This window comes from Streptomyces sp. NPDC088194 (assembly GCF_040702025.1).
Classification (GTDB): domain Bacteria; phylum Actinomycetota; class Actinomycetes; order Streptomycetales; family Streptomycetaceae; genus Actinacidiphila.
This window is the reverse complement of sequence record NZ_JBFBIV010000040.1, coordinates 59,865-74,710: the sequence shown is the minus strand read 5'-3', so window position 1 is coordinate 74,710 and position 14,846 is coordinate 59,865. Positions and strand designations below refer to the sequence as shown.

The window sequence follows — 14,846 nt, the reverse complement described above, 5'->3', positions numbered from 1 at the left end:
GTGCGGCCCGTCCGCATGCTCTGAGCCGTGGGCCGTGGGGCCGTGGGGCCGTGTCGGTCGCGGAGCCGTGGGGCCGTGGGGCCGTGTCGGTCGCGGAGCCGTGGAGCCGGGTCAGTCGCGGTGGCGCTTGCGGTTGCGGTTCCCCTCGTCCAACTCGGCCCACCACGCGTCCGACTGCGGGTCGCCGCAGCCGCCTCGCATCCGCTTGTCCGGCTCGGGCGCGGCCTCGTCGGCTTTCCGCTCGGCTTCCTTGCCGCCGCGTGGGCCCTTCTCGTCCCACCACCGGTCCTCGGGGCCTTTCCGGTTCGCCACGATCGCCGCGACGGGCGGGATCACCATGGCGAACAGGCACATGCCGATGGCCGCCTGCACCGACCAGAGGCGCACGACGGACCACGCCAGGACGAAGAGCACTACGCAGGTGCCCATCATGGCGAAATACCAGTGACGACGACGCGCGTACACACTTCAACGGTACGACCGGTACCCCCGAATGGCACCTGCCCGAACGGGCCGACGGGATGGGGCCCAGCCGGGGCAGGGAAGGCACCGTACCCCCCGCGCGGCGCGTCGGCCGCGCACCGGGCGGCTCAGCCCGCGGCGGCGTCAAGCAGGATGCGGACCAGCTCGTCGGGCTGCGAGAACATCGGCCAGTGCCCGGTGTCCATCTCGACCAGTTCCCAGGTGTCGCCGGTGAGCAGCTCCGCGACGGTCCCACTCGGCTCCGGCCAGTCCAGCAGGCACTTGATGTACGTCGCCGGCAGGGCTTCCAGCGGGCGGGGGAGCGCGGCCGGCTCGGTGAGGCTCGCACCCGGGTGGGGCGTGGCGCCGGCCAGCAGCCGGGCGGTCTGCTCGGGGGTGAGCCCCTGGCCGTCGAGGTCCTCCGGCCCGGGCGGCGCCCAGAAGCCGCCGCCCGCGGTGACCGCCTCGGCCACCTCGCCGCCGCCCGGGAAGCTCGTCACGAACGACCCGCCCTCGACCGGCACGTTGGCGTCCACGAACACCACGCGGGCCAGCCGGTCCCCGATCCGCCCCGCGGCCTGGCCGACCGGGATGCCCGAGTAGCTGTGCCCGACCAGGACCACATCGCGCAGGTCGGCGTCCTCGACCGCGCTGACGATGTCCCGCACGTGGGCCTGCTGCCCGGCCGGCTCCTCGCCGCCGCGCTCCGCGACCCCGGTGAGCGTCAGCGGGTGGGCGCCGTGGCCCGCCGCCCGCAGCCGCTCCGCCACCTCGTCCCACGCCGACGAACCGAGCCAGGCGCCTGGCACCAGTACGAATTCCGTCATGCCCGCAACCTAGTGCCGTGACCGGAAAGGCGCACCGGTTCGCGGCGCCCGGCACGCGGACCTTTCCGGCCACGGCACTGGCGGAAGGGGCCGACAACGGCCGTGCGGGCCGCGCTCCGGCCGTCATACGCCCAGGTCAGGCGGGGGCCGCACGGGGAAGACCGCACGGGGAAGCCGCGCGCCGGGGGTTCAGTAGACGAGCGCCTGCACGCCGTCCTTGGCGATCTCGCTGACGAACACCTGCGCGCCCGCGATCCGTACACCATCCATGACGTCGCGCTCGGTGATGTCACGGCGGGCCGCGCACTGCGTGCACAGGGTGACCTGGCCGCCGGCCAGCACGGCGTCGAGCAGGTCGGGCAGCGGCGCGGAGTGCGGGAGTTCGAACTCCGCGGCCCGCCCGGGCAGGGCGAACCACGCGGACTCGCCGGTGAGCCAGAGCGACACGTCCACCCCGCTGGCCACGGCGACCGCCGCCACGGTGAACGCCTGCGAGCACCGCTCGGGCGCGTCCGCGCCTGCCGTCACCTTGATCACGACTTTATTTGTCATACGAGCACCCTAAGCGGTGATATAAAGCAGATCCGCGTGGATCGTACGCGCGTACACATACGTGCCCGGGGGGGCTTGGGTGGGAATCAGGGACGGCAAAGGCCGTCGTGGGGGGCTTGCCGCCGCGGTGACCGGACTGGTCGCGCTGGCGGCGGTGACGGCCGGCGCGGTGATCGCGTTCGGCTCGTCCCCGGGGGGAGCGGACGCCGCCGCCACGCCCTCGGCCACGGCTTCGAGGACCGGCGCCGGCGCACCGTCCGGTTCCGCCTCCGCCTCGTCCCCCGCGCCGAGCGCGTCGCCCACGGCGAAGAAGCCCGCCGGACAGGTGGCGCACGGCACCCACACCGGCGACCTGCGGTACTTCCTGATCCCCCCGCCCGACGGCGCCGACGTCTACGGTGACCCGGCGGGCAGCGCCGACTCGGCCGCCGACGTGGCCGCGGGCTCGGCGGACGGCAGCCAGGCCGCGCGGGCTCTTTCCACCTACGGATTCCGCAACGCCGCGAGCCGTACGTATCTGACGGCCGACGGCGGGTCCGAGGTGTCCGTCGAACTGGTCCGCTTCCGCGGGCCGAGCCAGGCGGCGGCGTACTACTCCTCCTCCGGCTACCAGGCCACCACGCTTCCGCTGCAAGGGAGTTACCCCGCCCGCGGGTACGACCTGGCGTCCGGGTCGGCCGAGTCGTCGGACACGCTGCTGGCGATCTCCTACCAGGGTGACGTGCACATCACCATCTCGGTGACCGGTGGGAAGGCGCCCTCCCGCGCCCTGCTGCAGCACCTGCTCGACGCGCAGTACCAGAGGCTGAGGACGGGTCGCTGACCCGCTCTCCCCATCCCGTGGAGTGACCCCTTGACGCAGGACACCCCTGTCCAGGAACCGGACCCCGTCCCGGTTCCGGAACAGGTTCCAGAACCGGTTCCCGTTCAGGACGCGGAGCCGATCGCGGCACCGGCCACAGAGCCGGTCGCAGAGTCTGCGGCGGAGCCGGCTGCCGAGTCCGCGGCGGAGCTCGTCGCAGAGTCTGCGGCGGAACCTGCCGCCGAGCCGCTCGCCGAACCCTTTCCGGGGCCCTTCCCCGAGCCCCCGACGTACAAGCCGCGGCGGCGCGGGCGGACCACGCTGCTGATCGCCGCGGCCGCGGTGCTCGGCGTGCTCGCGGGCGGCGGCCTCGGCTACCACATCCAGCAGAAGCGCTCGCCGACGCCGCTGCCGCCGCTCACCGGGCCGGTGCTCGCCCAGCCCAAGGGGGCCGGCCCGGCGGCGCCGAAGCTGCCCGCCGCCCAGGACGGCGGCCTGGTCTACCAGGGCGACCTGCTCAAGCTGCTCGTGCCGACGCCCAAGGGCGCCAAGGAGGAGACCCGGGACTGGGTGTCGCTGCTGGAGTACGCCGACGGCTACACCCACGCCGGGAGCATGTTCAGCACGTTTGCGAGCGAGTCCTTCCAGCGCAGCGTCGAGGCGGACTGGACCGACAAGCAGGGCGACTACTACGAGGTGCACCTCACGCAGTTCCGGGACGAGGGCTACGCCGGGACGCCGTCGCTCTTCCAGGACCAGCGGAACATCGCCGACAGCTCGCCGAACAGCGGCCCCGGGACGGACCTCGCGGGCGTCACGGACGGCAGGGCATGGGGTTCGGCGAAGCCGTACCAGGAGGCCGGATACCTGAGCGACTACCTCGCTCGCGGCCTCGGGCGGGTCGGCAACATCTACGTCGAGGTCTACATCGACTCGCTGCACCCGGTGAAGTCCGGGCGGATCAAGCCCATTCTCGAGAAGCAACTGGAGCGGCTGTGAGCGACGAGACCCCTCCGCGGAGACCGGAGGACCTTCCGGCCGCTTCCCCTGACCTGCCTCCGGCGGTACCCCCGGCCGAGCCTCCGGCCGTGTCCCCGGACGTAGCCGCCGGCACGCCGCCGGTGCCGATGCTCCCCGCGGCACCCCTGCTTCCGCCGGAGACGGCCGGGCCCGCTGCCGTACGGTCCAGGCGCGGGCTCGCGCTCGGGCTCGCCGCCGTGCTGGTCGCGGTCGTGGCGGGCGGCGGCGTCGGGTACGCCGTGCTGCACGGCAAGGACGGCAGGACGGACGCGAAGCCCGCCGCCACCCCGTGGACCGAGCCGACCCCGACCGCCACCAAGGCGTTCGGCACGCGGTCCGGCGGCAGCCACTACGGCAGCCCGCGACTGCTGCTCCTGCCGATTCCCGGCGGCTACCTGCCCGGCCCCGACGTGGACGAGTACGGCAACGACGTCGCGCTCGACGCCGAGCAGGCGCAGCGACTGGTCAAGGGCGACTCCCGGGACATGTCCGCGAAGGAGCGCAAGGAGCTGAACGAAGCGGTGGACAGCCTCCACATCGAGAGCGCGGGGATGCGGACCTACACCCAGACCGGCGGCGGGCTGGTGGTCCAGATACGCATCGTGCAGATGAGGAACAAGCAGGCGGCGAGGGCGGAGACCGACTACTTCACCGCCTTCACCAAGGCCATGGGCGTCTTCCGTACCGGCCCGAAGGTGAAGGGCTACCCGAAGGCGACGTGCGTCCTGCCGCCCGCCGAGCCGGGCGACGCCCTGGACGAGATGACCTGCCAGGCCACCGAGGGCGACCTGATGGTGACGATGACCGCCGACGGCCCGCGGCCGCTGGCGAAGTCCGACGCGGTCGACCTGCTGCGCGACCAGCTGGACCGGATCAAGGACCCGGGGATGACGGTCTGATGACGGAGACGACGACACCTGAGACGCCGGCCGAGCCGGCAGCCGGGACGCCGGCCGAGACGGCAGCGGAGACCCCGGCCGAGCCGGCACCCGTGACGGCCGCCCCCCAACCGTCCGAACCGCCCGCTCCGCCCATGCCGCCCGTGCCGCCGGCCGCCCCGCCGTTCGCGCCGCGGCCGCCCAGGCGGAAGCTGCGGGCCGCGATCCGGTGGACCGCCGCCGTGCTGGTCTTCGCCGCGCTCGGCGGGGCGGCGACGTACGCCGTGACCCAGCCGGAGCGGACCGAGATCCCGGGGCTCAAGACACCCGACGACGGCCGCTGGGCGTATCCGCCGATCGCGCTGCCGAAGCTTCCCTCGGGCAAGCCGCGCCCGCTGGTCTCGGCCAACCCCTCCGGCGTGCACTACACCGACGAGCGGTCGCTCCTGCTGCCGCTGCCCGAACAGGCCGTGCCGGACCGCTCCTTCCCCGGCACGACCGGGTGGCTGCCGACCGCGGCCTACCAGAAGCGGTACGACTTCGGGCTCCCGGACGTCGCGCGCGACGCCGACCTCGCGCTGCGCGCCGACGCGGTGCGGCACATCGCCGCCCGCGCCTGGACCATGCCCGACGGCACCAGGACCGAGGTCTACCTGGTGCAGTTCCTCACCACCGGGTACCGCGTCGTCTACTTCGACGGCATGGCGGGTGTCTCGGTCAGGGGCGCTCTCGACACCGTCGAGGACCCCAAGGTGCAGTCCCCGTCGATCCCGCGGACGGTCGCCGTGACCGCCCAGGCCGAGCTGAAGTCGAGCGGGGACACCTCGACCCGTCTCGCGATGCTCAACGCGGGCGACACGTTCGCCCTGGTGGTGCAGACCCGCAAGGGCTCGCTGCCCGCGGTGCCCTTCCACCAGACGGTCCGCCTGCAGGCCCAGTTGCTGGGCTGAGCCGCCACGGGCGCGGCCTGGCCGCGCCCGTGGCAGGGCCGCGCACTAGACTTGCCCGCGGTTCGTGCCGTACCCGCGCGCGGACCTGCACCGTCTGCCGCCCGAGGAGCCCCTCCGTGGAAATCCAGTACTACTTCGACGCCCTGCTCGTCCTGGTCTGCCTGGGCGTCGCCGCGTTCGCGCTCTACGCGGTGAAGAAGCTGTACCAGGGCCAGCGCTGACATGATCGAGATCCCCTCCGACCTGCACCCGACGCTGGTCCCGCTCGCCTTCCTGCTGGGGCGCTGGACCGGGGCGGGCGTGCACGACTTCCCCGGCGCCGAGAAGTGCAACTTCGGGCAGGAGGTCGCCTTCACCCACGACGGCCGGCCGTTCCTGGAGTACACCTCGCACACCTGGGTGCTGGACGAGGAGGGCCGCAAGGTCAGGCCGCTGGAGTCCGAGACCGGCTACTGGCGGATCGACGCCGAGCGCAAGGTGGACGTGACCACCACCCGCGACGAGGGCGTGGTCGAGATCTGGACCGGCGAGCTGGCCGACGGCAAGCCGCAGATCGACCTGGTCACGGACGCGGTGGCGCGGCTGCCGGTCGCCCCCGCGTACAGCGGCGGCAAGCGGCTCTACGGGTACGTCAACAGCGACCTGATGTGGGTCGGCGAGAAGGCCACCCCCGAGGTGCCGCTGCGCGCGTACATGTCGGCGCACCTGAAGAAGGTGGTGGACCCCAAGGAGTGGGCCGCCGATGTGAAGGACCTCCCCGACGACGGAATCGCCTTCTTCAAGTAGGCGTACCTACACTGGCCCTGTGGCGAGCACTGACTGGAAGAGCGATCTGCGGCAGCGCGGGTACCGGCTGACCCCGCAGCGCGAGCTTGTGCTGGAGGCCGTCGACGCCCTCGACCACGCGACGCCCGACGGCATCCTGTGCGAGGTGCGCAAGACCGCCTCCGGGATCAACATCTCCACGGTCTACCGGACCCTGGAGCTGCTGGAGGAACTGGGCCTGGTCAACCACGCCCACCTCGGCCACGGCGCCCCCACCTACCACCTCGCCGACCGGTACGACCACATGCACCTGGTCTGCCGGGACTGCGACCGGGTGACCGAGGCCGACGTGAGCTTCGCGGCCCCGCTCAAGGACGGGCTGCGCGCGGAGTTCGGCTTCGAGACGGACATGAAGCACTTCGCGATCTTCGGCCGCTGCCGGGACTGCGCCCGCAAGGCCGCGCAGGAAAGCTAGCGCCGTACGCTTGACCGCATGAACAAGAGCCCTTTGCTGTCGCTGCCCGGCGCCGTCCCCGCAGAAGGCCCTGACGAAGGCGTCGCCGCCCACTACGGCGACCTCTTCCGCGAGCAGCGCGCGCTCGCGGACGGCACCGGTTTCGTGGACCTGTCGCACCGCGGAGTCGTCACCGTCAGCGGGGCGGACCGGCTCTCCTGGCTGCACCTGCTGCTCACCCAGCACGTCGAGCAGCTCCCGCCGCACCAGGCCACCGAGGCGCTGATCCTGTCCGCGCACGGCCACATCGAGCACGCCCTGTACCTGGTCGACGACGGCACCACCACCTGGATGCACGTCGAACCCGGCAGCCAGGAGGCGCTGATCGCCTACCTGGAGAGCATGAAGTTCTTCTACCGGGTCGACGTCGCCGACGCCGCCGACCAGTACGCGGTGGTGTACCTGCCGGCCGGTTCGATCGCCCAGGTGCCCACCGAGTGGGCGGTGCGCGAGACGCCGTACGGCCGCGACGTGTTCGTGCCGCGCGACAAGCTGGAGGGCTTCACGGCCACGGCGGGTCCCCCGGCCGGCGTGCTCGCCCACGAGGCGCTGCGGATCGAGGCGCACCGGCCGCGGGTGGGCCTGGAGACCGATCACCGTACGATCCCGCACGAGCTGGGGTGGCTGGAGAGCGCGGTGCACCTGCAGAAGGGGTGCTACCGGGGCCAGGAGACCGTCGCCCGCGTGCACAACCTGGGGCGGCCGCCGCGCCGCCTCGTCTTCCTCCACCTCGACGGCAGCGAGGTGCGGCTGCCGGCCCACGGCGCTCCCGTGCGCGTGGCCGTCGAAGGCGCCGACCCCGCCGAGGGCCGCGCGATCGGCTTCGTCACCTCTTCCGCCCGGCACTGGGAGCTGGGCCCCATCGCCCTCGCCCTGGTCAAGCGGAACACCCCGGAGCACGCGACGCTGATCGCCGACGAGAACACCGCGGCGGCCCAGGAGACGGTGGTCGCGCCGTAGCCGCGCCGGCAGTGCGGTCCACGGCCCGCCCGCGCACCGTGAGGTCCGGGGGCGGGCCGTGGATCTCCGGGCGGACGGTCAGAGGTCGAGGACGACCGTGAAGGGCCCGTCGTTGGTGAGGGAGAGCTTCATGTCGGCGCCGAAGACCCCGGTGGATACGGTCGCGCCGAGCCCGCGCAGTTGCGCGACCACCTCGTCGACGAGGGGCTCGGCGACGGCGCCGGGCGCGGCCGCGTTCCAGGTGGGCCGGCGCCCCTTCCGGGCGTCACCGTAAAGCGTGAACTGGCTCACCACGAGCAGCGGCCCGTCGACGTCGGAGCAGGACCGCTCCTCGGGCAGAATCCGCAGGCTCCACAGCTTGCGGGCGAGTGCCGCCGCCTTCCCCTTCGTGTCGTCGTGCGTCACACCGACCAGGACGCACAGTCCCGGTCCCTGGATGGCGCCGACGGTCTCCCCGTCGACGACGACCTTCGCTTCGCTCACCCGTTGGGCCACCGCTCGCATGCCCCCATTGTCGCGGGTCGCGGCGGCCGTACCCCACACGGGTGAGAGCCACCCGACGAGGCGGCGGCGTACGCCCGGTCGGCGGGGTCGCACAACTGTTGTGACGGCCGTTCGGGTGCAGAGTCGCTGCGGGGTGCCAGCGGCAGATGGCAGCATCAAAGCCGGGAGGGGCGTGTGGCACGCCCGGAGGGGACGAAAGGTATGACCAGATCCGGCGCCGGAGAGACATCCGGCACCGCGCGACGGGCGCTGTCCGTGGCACCCGGCTCCGCCGTATCGAGGGCCGCCGCGTCCGCGGCGCATCGCACAGCAGGAAGGGCCAACCCATGCTGAAGGCCGACGCTACCGGCCCACTGCGACCGCCCGCACCGCGCGGTCCGCTCGCCGATCCGCCCGCGCCCGACCTGGGCGGGATGGACCTGGCGGCGCTGCGCACCCTGCGCCGTGAGGCGCAGCGGGAGGAGGCGGACCTGTCGTACCTGCGGCGGATGCTGCACGGGCGGATCGACATCCTGCGTGCCGAACTGGCCCGGCGCGGCGGCCCGGAGGCGCCTGCCGCGGACGCGGAGGAGGGCGCCGCGGGCGGTGGCGGCTCCGCCGGTGGCAGGTCGGCCGGGGGCAGAGCGGCCGCCGGCGGGGTGGCCGGCGCGGGCGGGCCCGTGGTGGACCGGCTCTCGGAGATCCTGGCCGACGGGCCGTCGCGGGTGCGCTCCTCCGCACGGCACGTCACGCTCGGCACGCCGTTGACCGAGCGGGTGCGGCTGCTCGCCGAGGAGATGCTCTCCGAGGTGGAGCTGTCCGACCTCGACGCCCGTACGGACCCCGAACTGCACGCGGCGATGGCCCGGTTGGCCGGTCACGAGCAGCAGGTCTCGCGCCGCCGCCACACGCTCCAGCAGACCGTGGACGGCTGCTCGGCGGAGATCACCCGGCGCTATCGGGCGGGCGAGGCGCATGTGGAGGACCTGCTGGCGGAGGGCTGACGTACCGGCGCCCGGGCGGTCCGCGCCGGTACGGTCCGGGGCCTGCCGGTCCGCACGGGTCGGTCCGGGGCCTGCCGGTCCGCACGGGTCGGTCCGGGGCCTGCCGGTCCGCGCCGGTGCGGGCCGGCCCGTTCGGGCGGATATTCGTGTGCGGGGCGCGGAGCGGCGCGCATATGGTGCCGGGCATGACTGCTGAGATCCGCACCCTCGAAGAGTCCGATGTCGCCGACTGGGTGCGGGCGCAGTACGCGGGCTTCCACCTCGGGCCGTCGGTCGACGCGGAGGTGGTGGCGACCCGCCGCTCGCTGATCGACCTGAGCCGGTCCCGGGGGGCGTTCGACCGGGGCCGCTGCGTGGCGACCTTCCGCAGCATGCCCCGGGAGCTGACGGTGCCGGGCGGCGCGGCGGTGCCCGCGTCGGCGGTCACCAACGTCTCGGTGACCGCCACCCACCGCCGGCGCGGGCTGGCCGGGCGGATGATGGCCGCGGACATCGCCGACGCCAGGGAGCGCGGGGACGCGGTGTCGATCCTGATCGCCGCCGAGTACCCGATCTACGGCCGGTTCGGCTTCGGCCCGGCGACCTGGGTGACGAACTGGGAGGTCGATGTGGCGCGGGCCGCGCTCGACCACCGCTACGCCGGGCCGGACGACGGCGGCCGGGTGGACATGGCCACCCTGGCGGAGTTGGGCGAAGCCGGTCCCGCGCTGCACGACCGGGTCAGGGCGGCGACCCCGGGCGCGATCGACCGGCCGCCGCTGTGGTGGCGGCGGACCACCGGCGAGGTGCGGCTGCCGGAGTGGAAGGAGCGGTACTGCGCGCTCTACCGCGGCCCGGACGGCGAGGTCGACGGGTTCGTCCTCTGGGACGTGCAGGACCATCACTGGCCGGGGAAGCTGCCGCGGGCGGAGCTCACGGTCGGGGACCTGATCGCGGCCACCCCGGCCGCCGAGCAGGCGCTGTGGCGGTTCCTGCTCTCGATGGACTGGATCACCCGGATCACGTCCGGGTACCGCGCGCCCGACGACATCATGCCGCTGCTGCTGGGCGACCCGCGCGCGGCCCGCCCCGAGGCGTACGCCGACTTCATGTGGCTGCGGGTGCTGGACACCCCGGCCGCGCTCACCGCCCGCCGCTACGAGGGCGCCGCCACCGGCCTGGTGCTCCAGGTCCACGACGAGGTGCGCGACGGCGACCGGACCGTGGCGGGCCCCGCCGCCGGCCGCTTCCTGCTGGAGACCGACGACAAGGGGGCCGCCTCCTGCACCCCCTCGACGGCGCCGGCCGACCTGTCGCTGTCGGCCGCCGACCTCGGCTGCCTGTACCTCGGCGACGAGTCCGCGGTCCGGCTGGCCGTGCTCGGCCGGATCACCGAGCACCGCGCGCAGGCGGCCCGAGTCGCGGACACCCTCTTCCGCACCCCGCGCCGCCCCTGGTGCCCGGACGTCTTCTGACCGCCTGGCGCGGAACCTTCCGACCCGCCGGCGGCACCGCGCCGGCGGCCTGGGCGTCGTGGCGCGGCTGCCGGCGGGCTGGTGCCGGCGGGCTGCTGGCGGTGGGCTACTGGCGGCCGAGGGACATCCACTTCGACGGGTCGGCGAGCGGTTCGAAGCCGAGCTTCGCGTAGACGCCGTGCGCGTCGGCGGTCGCCAGCATGACGCGGCGTATGTCGTACGGCGCGAGGTGGTCGCGGACGGCGGCGACCAGGGCGGTGCCGAGGCCGTTGCCGCGGGCGGCCGGGTCGACGAACACGTCGCAGAGCCAGGCGAACGTGGCGAGGTCGGTGACGACGCGGGCGTATCCGTGCTGCTCGCCGGTGGTCTCGTGGTACGCCCCGAAGTTGAGGGAGCCGGCCATCGCGGCCTGCTGCTTGTCGAGGGAACGTCCCTTCGCCCAATACGAGTCGACGGACAGCCACTGGTGGATGCGGGGGACGTCGAGGCGGGCCGGATCGGCGGAGATCTCATACATGGCCGGAAGCGTAGAGCTGCTTAAGAGTTCCGTGCACGACATTTAACTGGACCTTGCGACGACCGGCGGCGCAGACTCGCAGACATGATCCACGTACCGCTGATCACGCCGTTCGGGCCGGACGGCCGGGTCGACCTCGCCGCGCTGGAGCGCCTCGGCCACGATCTGCTGGAGGCGGGGGCCGGCGGGCTGGTCGCCCTCGGCACCACCGCGGAGGCCGCCGCGCTCGAACCGGACGAGCGGGCCGCGGTCACCGCCGCCGTCGGCCGGATCTGCCGCGCGCACGGCGCCCGCTTCACTGTGGGGGTGGGCGGTGCCGGCTCCACCCGGCGTGCCGCCCGCGAGGTGGCCGCCCTCGCCGGGCTGCCCGAGGCGCCCGACGCCGCGCTCGTCACCGTCCCCTCCTTCACCCGGCCGGGCGAGGCCGGGGTGCTCGCCCACTTCCGCGAGGTCGCCGCCGCGAGCCCGGTGCCGGTGCTGATCTACCACGTCCCCTACCGCACCGGGCAGCCGCTCTCCGCCGCCACCCTCGTCGCCCTCGCGGCGATCCCCGGGGTGGCGGGCGTGAAGTACGCGGCGGGCGAGGTCACCGCGGAGACCGTCGCGCTTCTCCGGTCGGCGCCCGAGGGCTTCGAGGTGCTGGCCGGCGACGACGTCTTCGCCCCCGCGCTGCTGGCGCTCGGGGCCCATGGCGCCATCCTGGCCTCGGCGCACCTGGCGACCCGGGAGTGGGCGGCGCTCGCGGCGGCGGGCCCCGGCGCCGGTGACGTGTCCGGCGGGCGCGGGCTGTCGGCGCTGGCCGCCGCCGTCTTCAGCGAGCCGAACCCGGCCGTGGTGAAGGCCGTCCTGCACGCGCAGGGCCGCATCCCGACCCCGGACGTACGGCTGCCGCTGCTCCCGGCGAGCCCGTCGGCGGCGACCGCGGCGCTCACGGCCCTCGCGGCGGTGGAGGGCGCCCCGCGGGAAGCCGGAGTCGCGGCCGCGGCCGGCCCCGGCCGTCTCGCCCCGTGAAATCGCGCGGCGCCCCACGCCCGGGCCGGGGGATACTCGAAACGGACGGGCACCCCCAGACAGGCATGATCGGAGAGATACCGCAATGAGGATCGGAATCGTCGGAGCGACCGGACAGGTCGGCGGGGTCGTCCGCAAGGTGCTGGCCGAGCGGAAGTTCCCCGTCACGCAGCTCCGCCTCTTCGCCTCGGCCCGTTCGGCGGGCCGCACCCTTCCGTGGGAGGGCGGCCCGGACGGCGCCACCGTCACCGTCGAGGACGCGGCGAGTGCCGACTACTCCGGTCTGGACATCGTCATCTTCTCCGCGGGCGGCAGCACCTCCCGCGCGCTGGCGGAGAAGGTCGCCGCACAGGGCGCCGTCGTGATCGACAACTCCTCCGCGTGGCGACGCGACCCGGACGTCCCGCTGGTGGTCTCCGAGGTCAATCCGCACGCGATCGCGACCCGCCCGAAGGGCATCATCGCCAACCCGAACTGCACCACGATGGCCTTCATGCCGGTGATGCGCCCGCTGCACGAGGAGGCCGGGCTGGTCGCGCTGGTCGTCGCCACCTACCAGGCCGTCTCCGGCTCGGGCCTGGCCGGCGTGGCCGAACTGCACGGCCAGGCGGTGAAGGTCACCGAGCAGGCCGACGGCCTCACCTTCGACGGGTCGGCCGTCGAGTTCCCCGCCCCGGCGGTCTACCAGCGGCCCATCGCCTACAACGTGGTGCCGCTCGCCGGGAACCTGGTGGACGACGGCAGCTTCGAGACCGACGAGGAGCAGAAGCTGCGCCACGAGTCCCGCAAGATCCTGGAGATCCCCGAGCTGAAGGTGTCCGGCACCTGCGTACGGGTCCCGGTCTTCTCCGGCCACTCGCTGCAGATCAACGCCCGCTTCGCCCGCCCGATCAGCGTCGCGCGGGCGTACGAACTGCTCGCCGCCGCGCCCGGGGTGGAGATCTCGGAGATCCCCACCCCGTTGCAGGCCGCGGGCGCCGACCCCTCCTACGTGGGCCGCATCCGGCAGGACGAGACGGTCGAGAACGGCCTCGCGCTGTTCGTCTCCAACGACAACCTGCGCAAGGGCGCCGCGCTCAACGCGGTGCAGCTCGCGGAGCTGGTGGCGGCGGAACTCGGGGCGGGGGAGCTCGGAGCGGTCACGGTCTGAGGGGTCACCGTCTGAGCGGTCACGGTCTGCCAGGTCACCGCCTGGCGTCGGGGCGGTGCCCGGCCGCCGTCACCCGTGGGCCACGGCCAGCCGGAAGGCCGCCAGCACCGCCTCGGACTGGACCCGCACCTGCTCGTCGACCGGCACCCAGACCGGGTCGTGGCCGAGGGTCAACTCGTCTGCCCAGCGGACGAGTTGGCGCTCGCATACGACCTTGACCTCGGCGGTGGCCGGGCCCGGGCGGCCGTCGAGGAGCCGTAGCAGCGTGCCGGCGGCCCGCAGGGGAATCCTGCGGGCCGCGATGTCGAGAGCCGCGAGGTGCGCGGCGGTCAGCGGGACCGCGTCCGGGGGCATGCGCTCCCACTCCGCGGCGACCTGCGGGCAGGCCGCGGCCAGTTCCGTCGCGACCCGCAGCAGGTGGGCGCGGTCCGGGGCCGTGGCCGGCAGCACCGCCCGCACCTCCGCGATCAGCACCTCGACCCGGCGCGCGTGAGCCCGCAACTGCCGTCCCAGCCGGGCCAGTTCGCCGGCCGCCTGCGGATGCGGAGCGGGGTCGGTGACCGTACGGGCCGACCACATCGGCACCTCGAACAGCGCGGTCATCCCGCCGTGGCGGTGCGGCCGGGTCCAGGTCGAACGGTCGACGTCCGCCGGCAGCCGGTCCGACCTGGCCCGCGCGCCCGGCTCGGGCAGCACGTAGACACCGGGCCCCGACACCGTCCACCGCAGCGCGTCATAGGTGCCGGTCTGCACCGGCACGTCGTGCTCGGCCGCCAACTTGCCCAGCGGCTCGGCGAGTCCGGGTATGTCGCGGGTCAACTGCACCCAGCAGCCGCCGAGGTCGTTGCCGTGCAGCGAGCACTGGAGGACCGGCCGCAGCTCGTCGATCAGGTCCAGCAGCACCTGGGACTCCGGGAGTTGGTCGTCCGGCGGCCGGATCGACGGGGCCCACTCCGGTTGCTCGTCGGGCGGCGGGCGGTACGCGTGCCGGAAGTGCGCGGCGGGGGTGCGGCGTATCGGCGGCCCGGCTTCGTGGCGCACCGCGCCGTCGGGGTCCAGGCACAGCAGCAGGTGCCAGGTCGCGTCGGCGCCGGCGTGCAGCAGCGGGTCGTGCGCGACGCGTTCGGCCAGCCGCAGGGCGGTCGCCGCCCCCACCCGCTCATCGGAGTGCGGCCCCGCCACCACCAGGACGTTCCGCCGTCCGTGCCCCACGGTCAGTACGTGCAGCGGGCGCCCGGCCCGCGATCGGCCGACCGCCCGCAACTCGCACAGGCCGGGATGGAAACCGGCGAACGCCGCCGCCGTCGCCACCACCCCCGCGACACTCGGATAGGCGTCGGCCATCGCCGAAGTCACGCTCCGCCGGTCGTCGTTGCCACGGGATCTCCTCGCTGTCCAAATCAACGGCCCCACGATGAAGTTGACGGGGTAATCGCCGATTTGCCCGATGCCCCGCCAAGGTTCCGACCCCTTCGTCCCCCTGTCAAGACCGCCTCG

At 73.9% G+C, this 14,846-nt stretch carries 16 protein-coding genes and 1 pseudogene; 11 read left to right on the top strand and 6 right to left on the bottom strand.

Annotation, left to right across the window (positions count from 1 at the left end; translation table 11 throughout):
- Positions 1-270 precede the first annotated feature (270 nt).
- From AB0399_RS22650 to AB0399_RS22640, 3 genes and pseudogenes are all read right to left on the bottom strand, one after another.
- A pseudogene (locus AB0399_RS22650) lies at positions 271-465 on the bottom strand (DUF3099 domain-containing protein); the annotation flags it as partial.
- A gap of 125 nt (positions 466-590) precedes the next feature.
- Positions 591-1,289: an alpha/beta hydrolase gene (locus AB0399_RS22645; RefSeq protein WP_366412552.1), complete on the bottom strand. Its 699-nt coding sequence runs from the start codon at positions 1,287-1,289 to the stop codon at positions 591-593.
- A gap of 189 nt (positions 1,290-1,478) precedes the next feature.
- Positions 1,479-1,841, bottom strand: coding sequence for a DsrE family protein (locus AB0399_RS22640; RefSeq protein WP_366412551.1), 363 nt, complete (start codon positions 1,839-1,841; stop codon positions 1,479-1,481).
- A 127-nt stretch (positions 1,842-1,968) separates the two neighbouring features.
- Between AB0399_RS22640 and AB0399_RS22635 the strand changes: the two genes are divergently transcribed.
- The 7 genes from AB0399_RS22635 to AB0399_RS22605 all read left to right on the top strand — a co-directional run bounded on the left by AB0399_RS22635 (position 1,969) and on the right by AB0399_RS22605 (position 7,730).
- Positions 1,969-2,664 (top strand): hypothetical protein, encoded by a 696-nt coding sequence (locus AB0399_RS22635; RefSeq protein ID WP_366412550.1) that lies wholly within the window; start codon positions 1,969-1,971, stop codon positions 2,662-2,664.
- A 30-nt stretch (positions 2,665-2,694) separates the two neighbouring features.
- The gene (locus AB0399_RS22630) at positions 2,695-3,642 is read left to right on the top strand and encodes a hypothetical protein (protein ID WP_366412549.1); all 948 of its coding nucleotides are present in this window, start codon (positions 2,695-2,697) and stop codon (positions 3,640-3,642) included.
- A gap of 89 nt (positions 3,643-3,731) precedes the next feature.
- Positions 3,732-4,562, top strand: a complete 831-nt coding sequence (locus AB0399_RS22625) for a hypothetical protein (protein WP_366412548.1) — start codon at positions 3,732-3,734, stop codon at positions 4,560-4,562.
- Positions 4,562-5,491: a hypothetical protein gene (locus tag AB0399_RS22620; protein ID WP_366412547.1), complete on the top strand. Its 930-nt coding sequence runs from the start codon at positions 4,562-4,564 to the stop codon at positions 5,489-5,491. Before AB0399_RS22625 ends, AB0399_RS22620 begins: the two co-directional genes overlap by 1 nt.
- Before the next feature lie 222 nt (positions 5,492-5,713).
- Positions 5,714-6,277, top strand: coding sequence for an FABP family protein (locus AB0399_RS22615; protein ID WP_328467519.1), 564 nt, complete (start codon positions 5,714-5,716; stop codon positions 6,275-6,277).
- Positions 6,278-6,296: 19 nt separating this feature from the next.
- Positions 6,297-6,731 carry a transcriptional repressor gene (locus AB0399_RS22610; RefSeq protein WP_329366234.1) on the top strand — a complete coding sequence of 145 codons (435 nt, stop codon included), beginning with the start codon at positions 6,297-6,299 and terminating at the stop codon, positions 6,729-6,731.
- Positions 6,732-6,749: 18 nt separating this feature from the next.
- Positions 6,750-7,730 carry a folate-binding protein gene (locus AB0399_RS22605; protein WP_329366231.1) on the top strand — a complete coding sequence of 327 codons (981 nt, stop codon included), beginning with the start codon at positions 6,750-6,752 and terminating at the stop codon, positions 7,728-7,730.
- Between the two features lie 78 nt (positions 7,731-7,808).
- On the opposite strand, the gene dtd is transcribed toward AB0399_RS22605, so the two are convergent.
- Positions 7,809-8,234: a D-aminoacyl-tRNA deacylase gene (dtd, locus tag AB0399_RS22600; protein ID WP_366412546.1), complete on the bottom strand. Its 426-nt coding sequence runs from the start codon at positions 8,232-8,234 to the stop codon at positions 7,809-7,811.
- Positions 8,235-8,560: 326 nt separating this feature from the next.
- On the opposite strand from dtd, the gene AB0399_RS22595 reads away from it, so the two are divergent.
- Both AB0399_RS22595 and AB0399_RS22590 read left to right on the top strand, forming a co-directional pair.
- The gene (locus AB0399_RS22595) at positions 8,561-9,217 is read left to right on the top strand and encodes an ABC transporter permease (protein WP_329366228.1); all 657 of its coding nucleotides are present in this window, start codon (positions 8,561-8,563) and stop codon (positions 9,215-9,217) included.
- 185 nt (positions 9,218-9,402) lie between these two features.
- A complete protein-coding gene (locus AB0399_RS22590; RefSeq protein ID WP_329366226.1) occupies positions 9,403-10,671 on the top strand; it encodes a GNAT family N-acetyltransferase in 1,269 nt (422 codons plus the stop codon).
- A gap of 106 nt (positions 10,672-10,777) precedes the next feature.
- On the opposite strand, the gene AB0399_RS22585 is transcribed toward AB0399_RS22590, so the two are convergent.
- The gene (locus tag AB0399_RS22585) at positions 10,778-11,188 is read right to left on the bottom strand and encodes a GNAT family N-acetyltransferase (protein ID WP_329366224.1); all 411 of its coding nucleotides are present in this window, start codon (positions 11,186-11,188) and stop codon (positions 10,778-10,780) included.
- Positions 11,189-11,272: 84 nt separating this feature from the next.
- Between AB0399_RS22585 and AB0399_RS22580 the strand changes: the two genes are divergently transcribed.
- Both AB0399_RS22580 and AB0399_RS22575 read left to right on the top strand, forming a co-directional pair.
- Positions 11,273-12,199 (top strand): dihydrodipicolinate synthase family protein, encoded by a 927-nt coding sequence (locus AB0399_RS22580; RefSeq protein ID WP_366412545.1) that lies wholly within the window; start codon positions 11,273-11,275, stop codon positions 12,197-12,199.
- Between the two features lie 85 nt (positions 12,200-12,284).
- Entirely contained in the window at positions 12,285-13,349 is a 1,065-nt protein-coding gene (locus tag AB0399_RS22575) for an aspartate-semialdehyde dehydrogenase (protein ID WP_366412544.1), read from the top strand.
- Between the two features lie 69 nt (positions 13,350-13,418).
- Here the strand turns inward: AB0399_RS22575 and AB0399_RS22570 are convergent, their stop codons facing one another.
- Positions 13,419-14,705, bottom strand: a complete 1,287-nt coding sequence (locus AB0399_RS22570) for a M14 family zinc carboxypeptidase (protein WP_329366219.1) — start codon at positions 14,703-14,705, stop codon at positions 13,419-13,421.
- Positions 14,706-14,846: the final 141 nt, after the last annotated feature.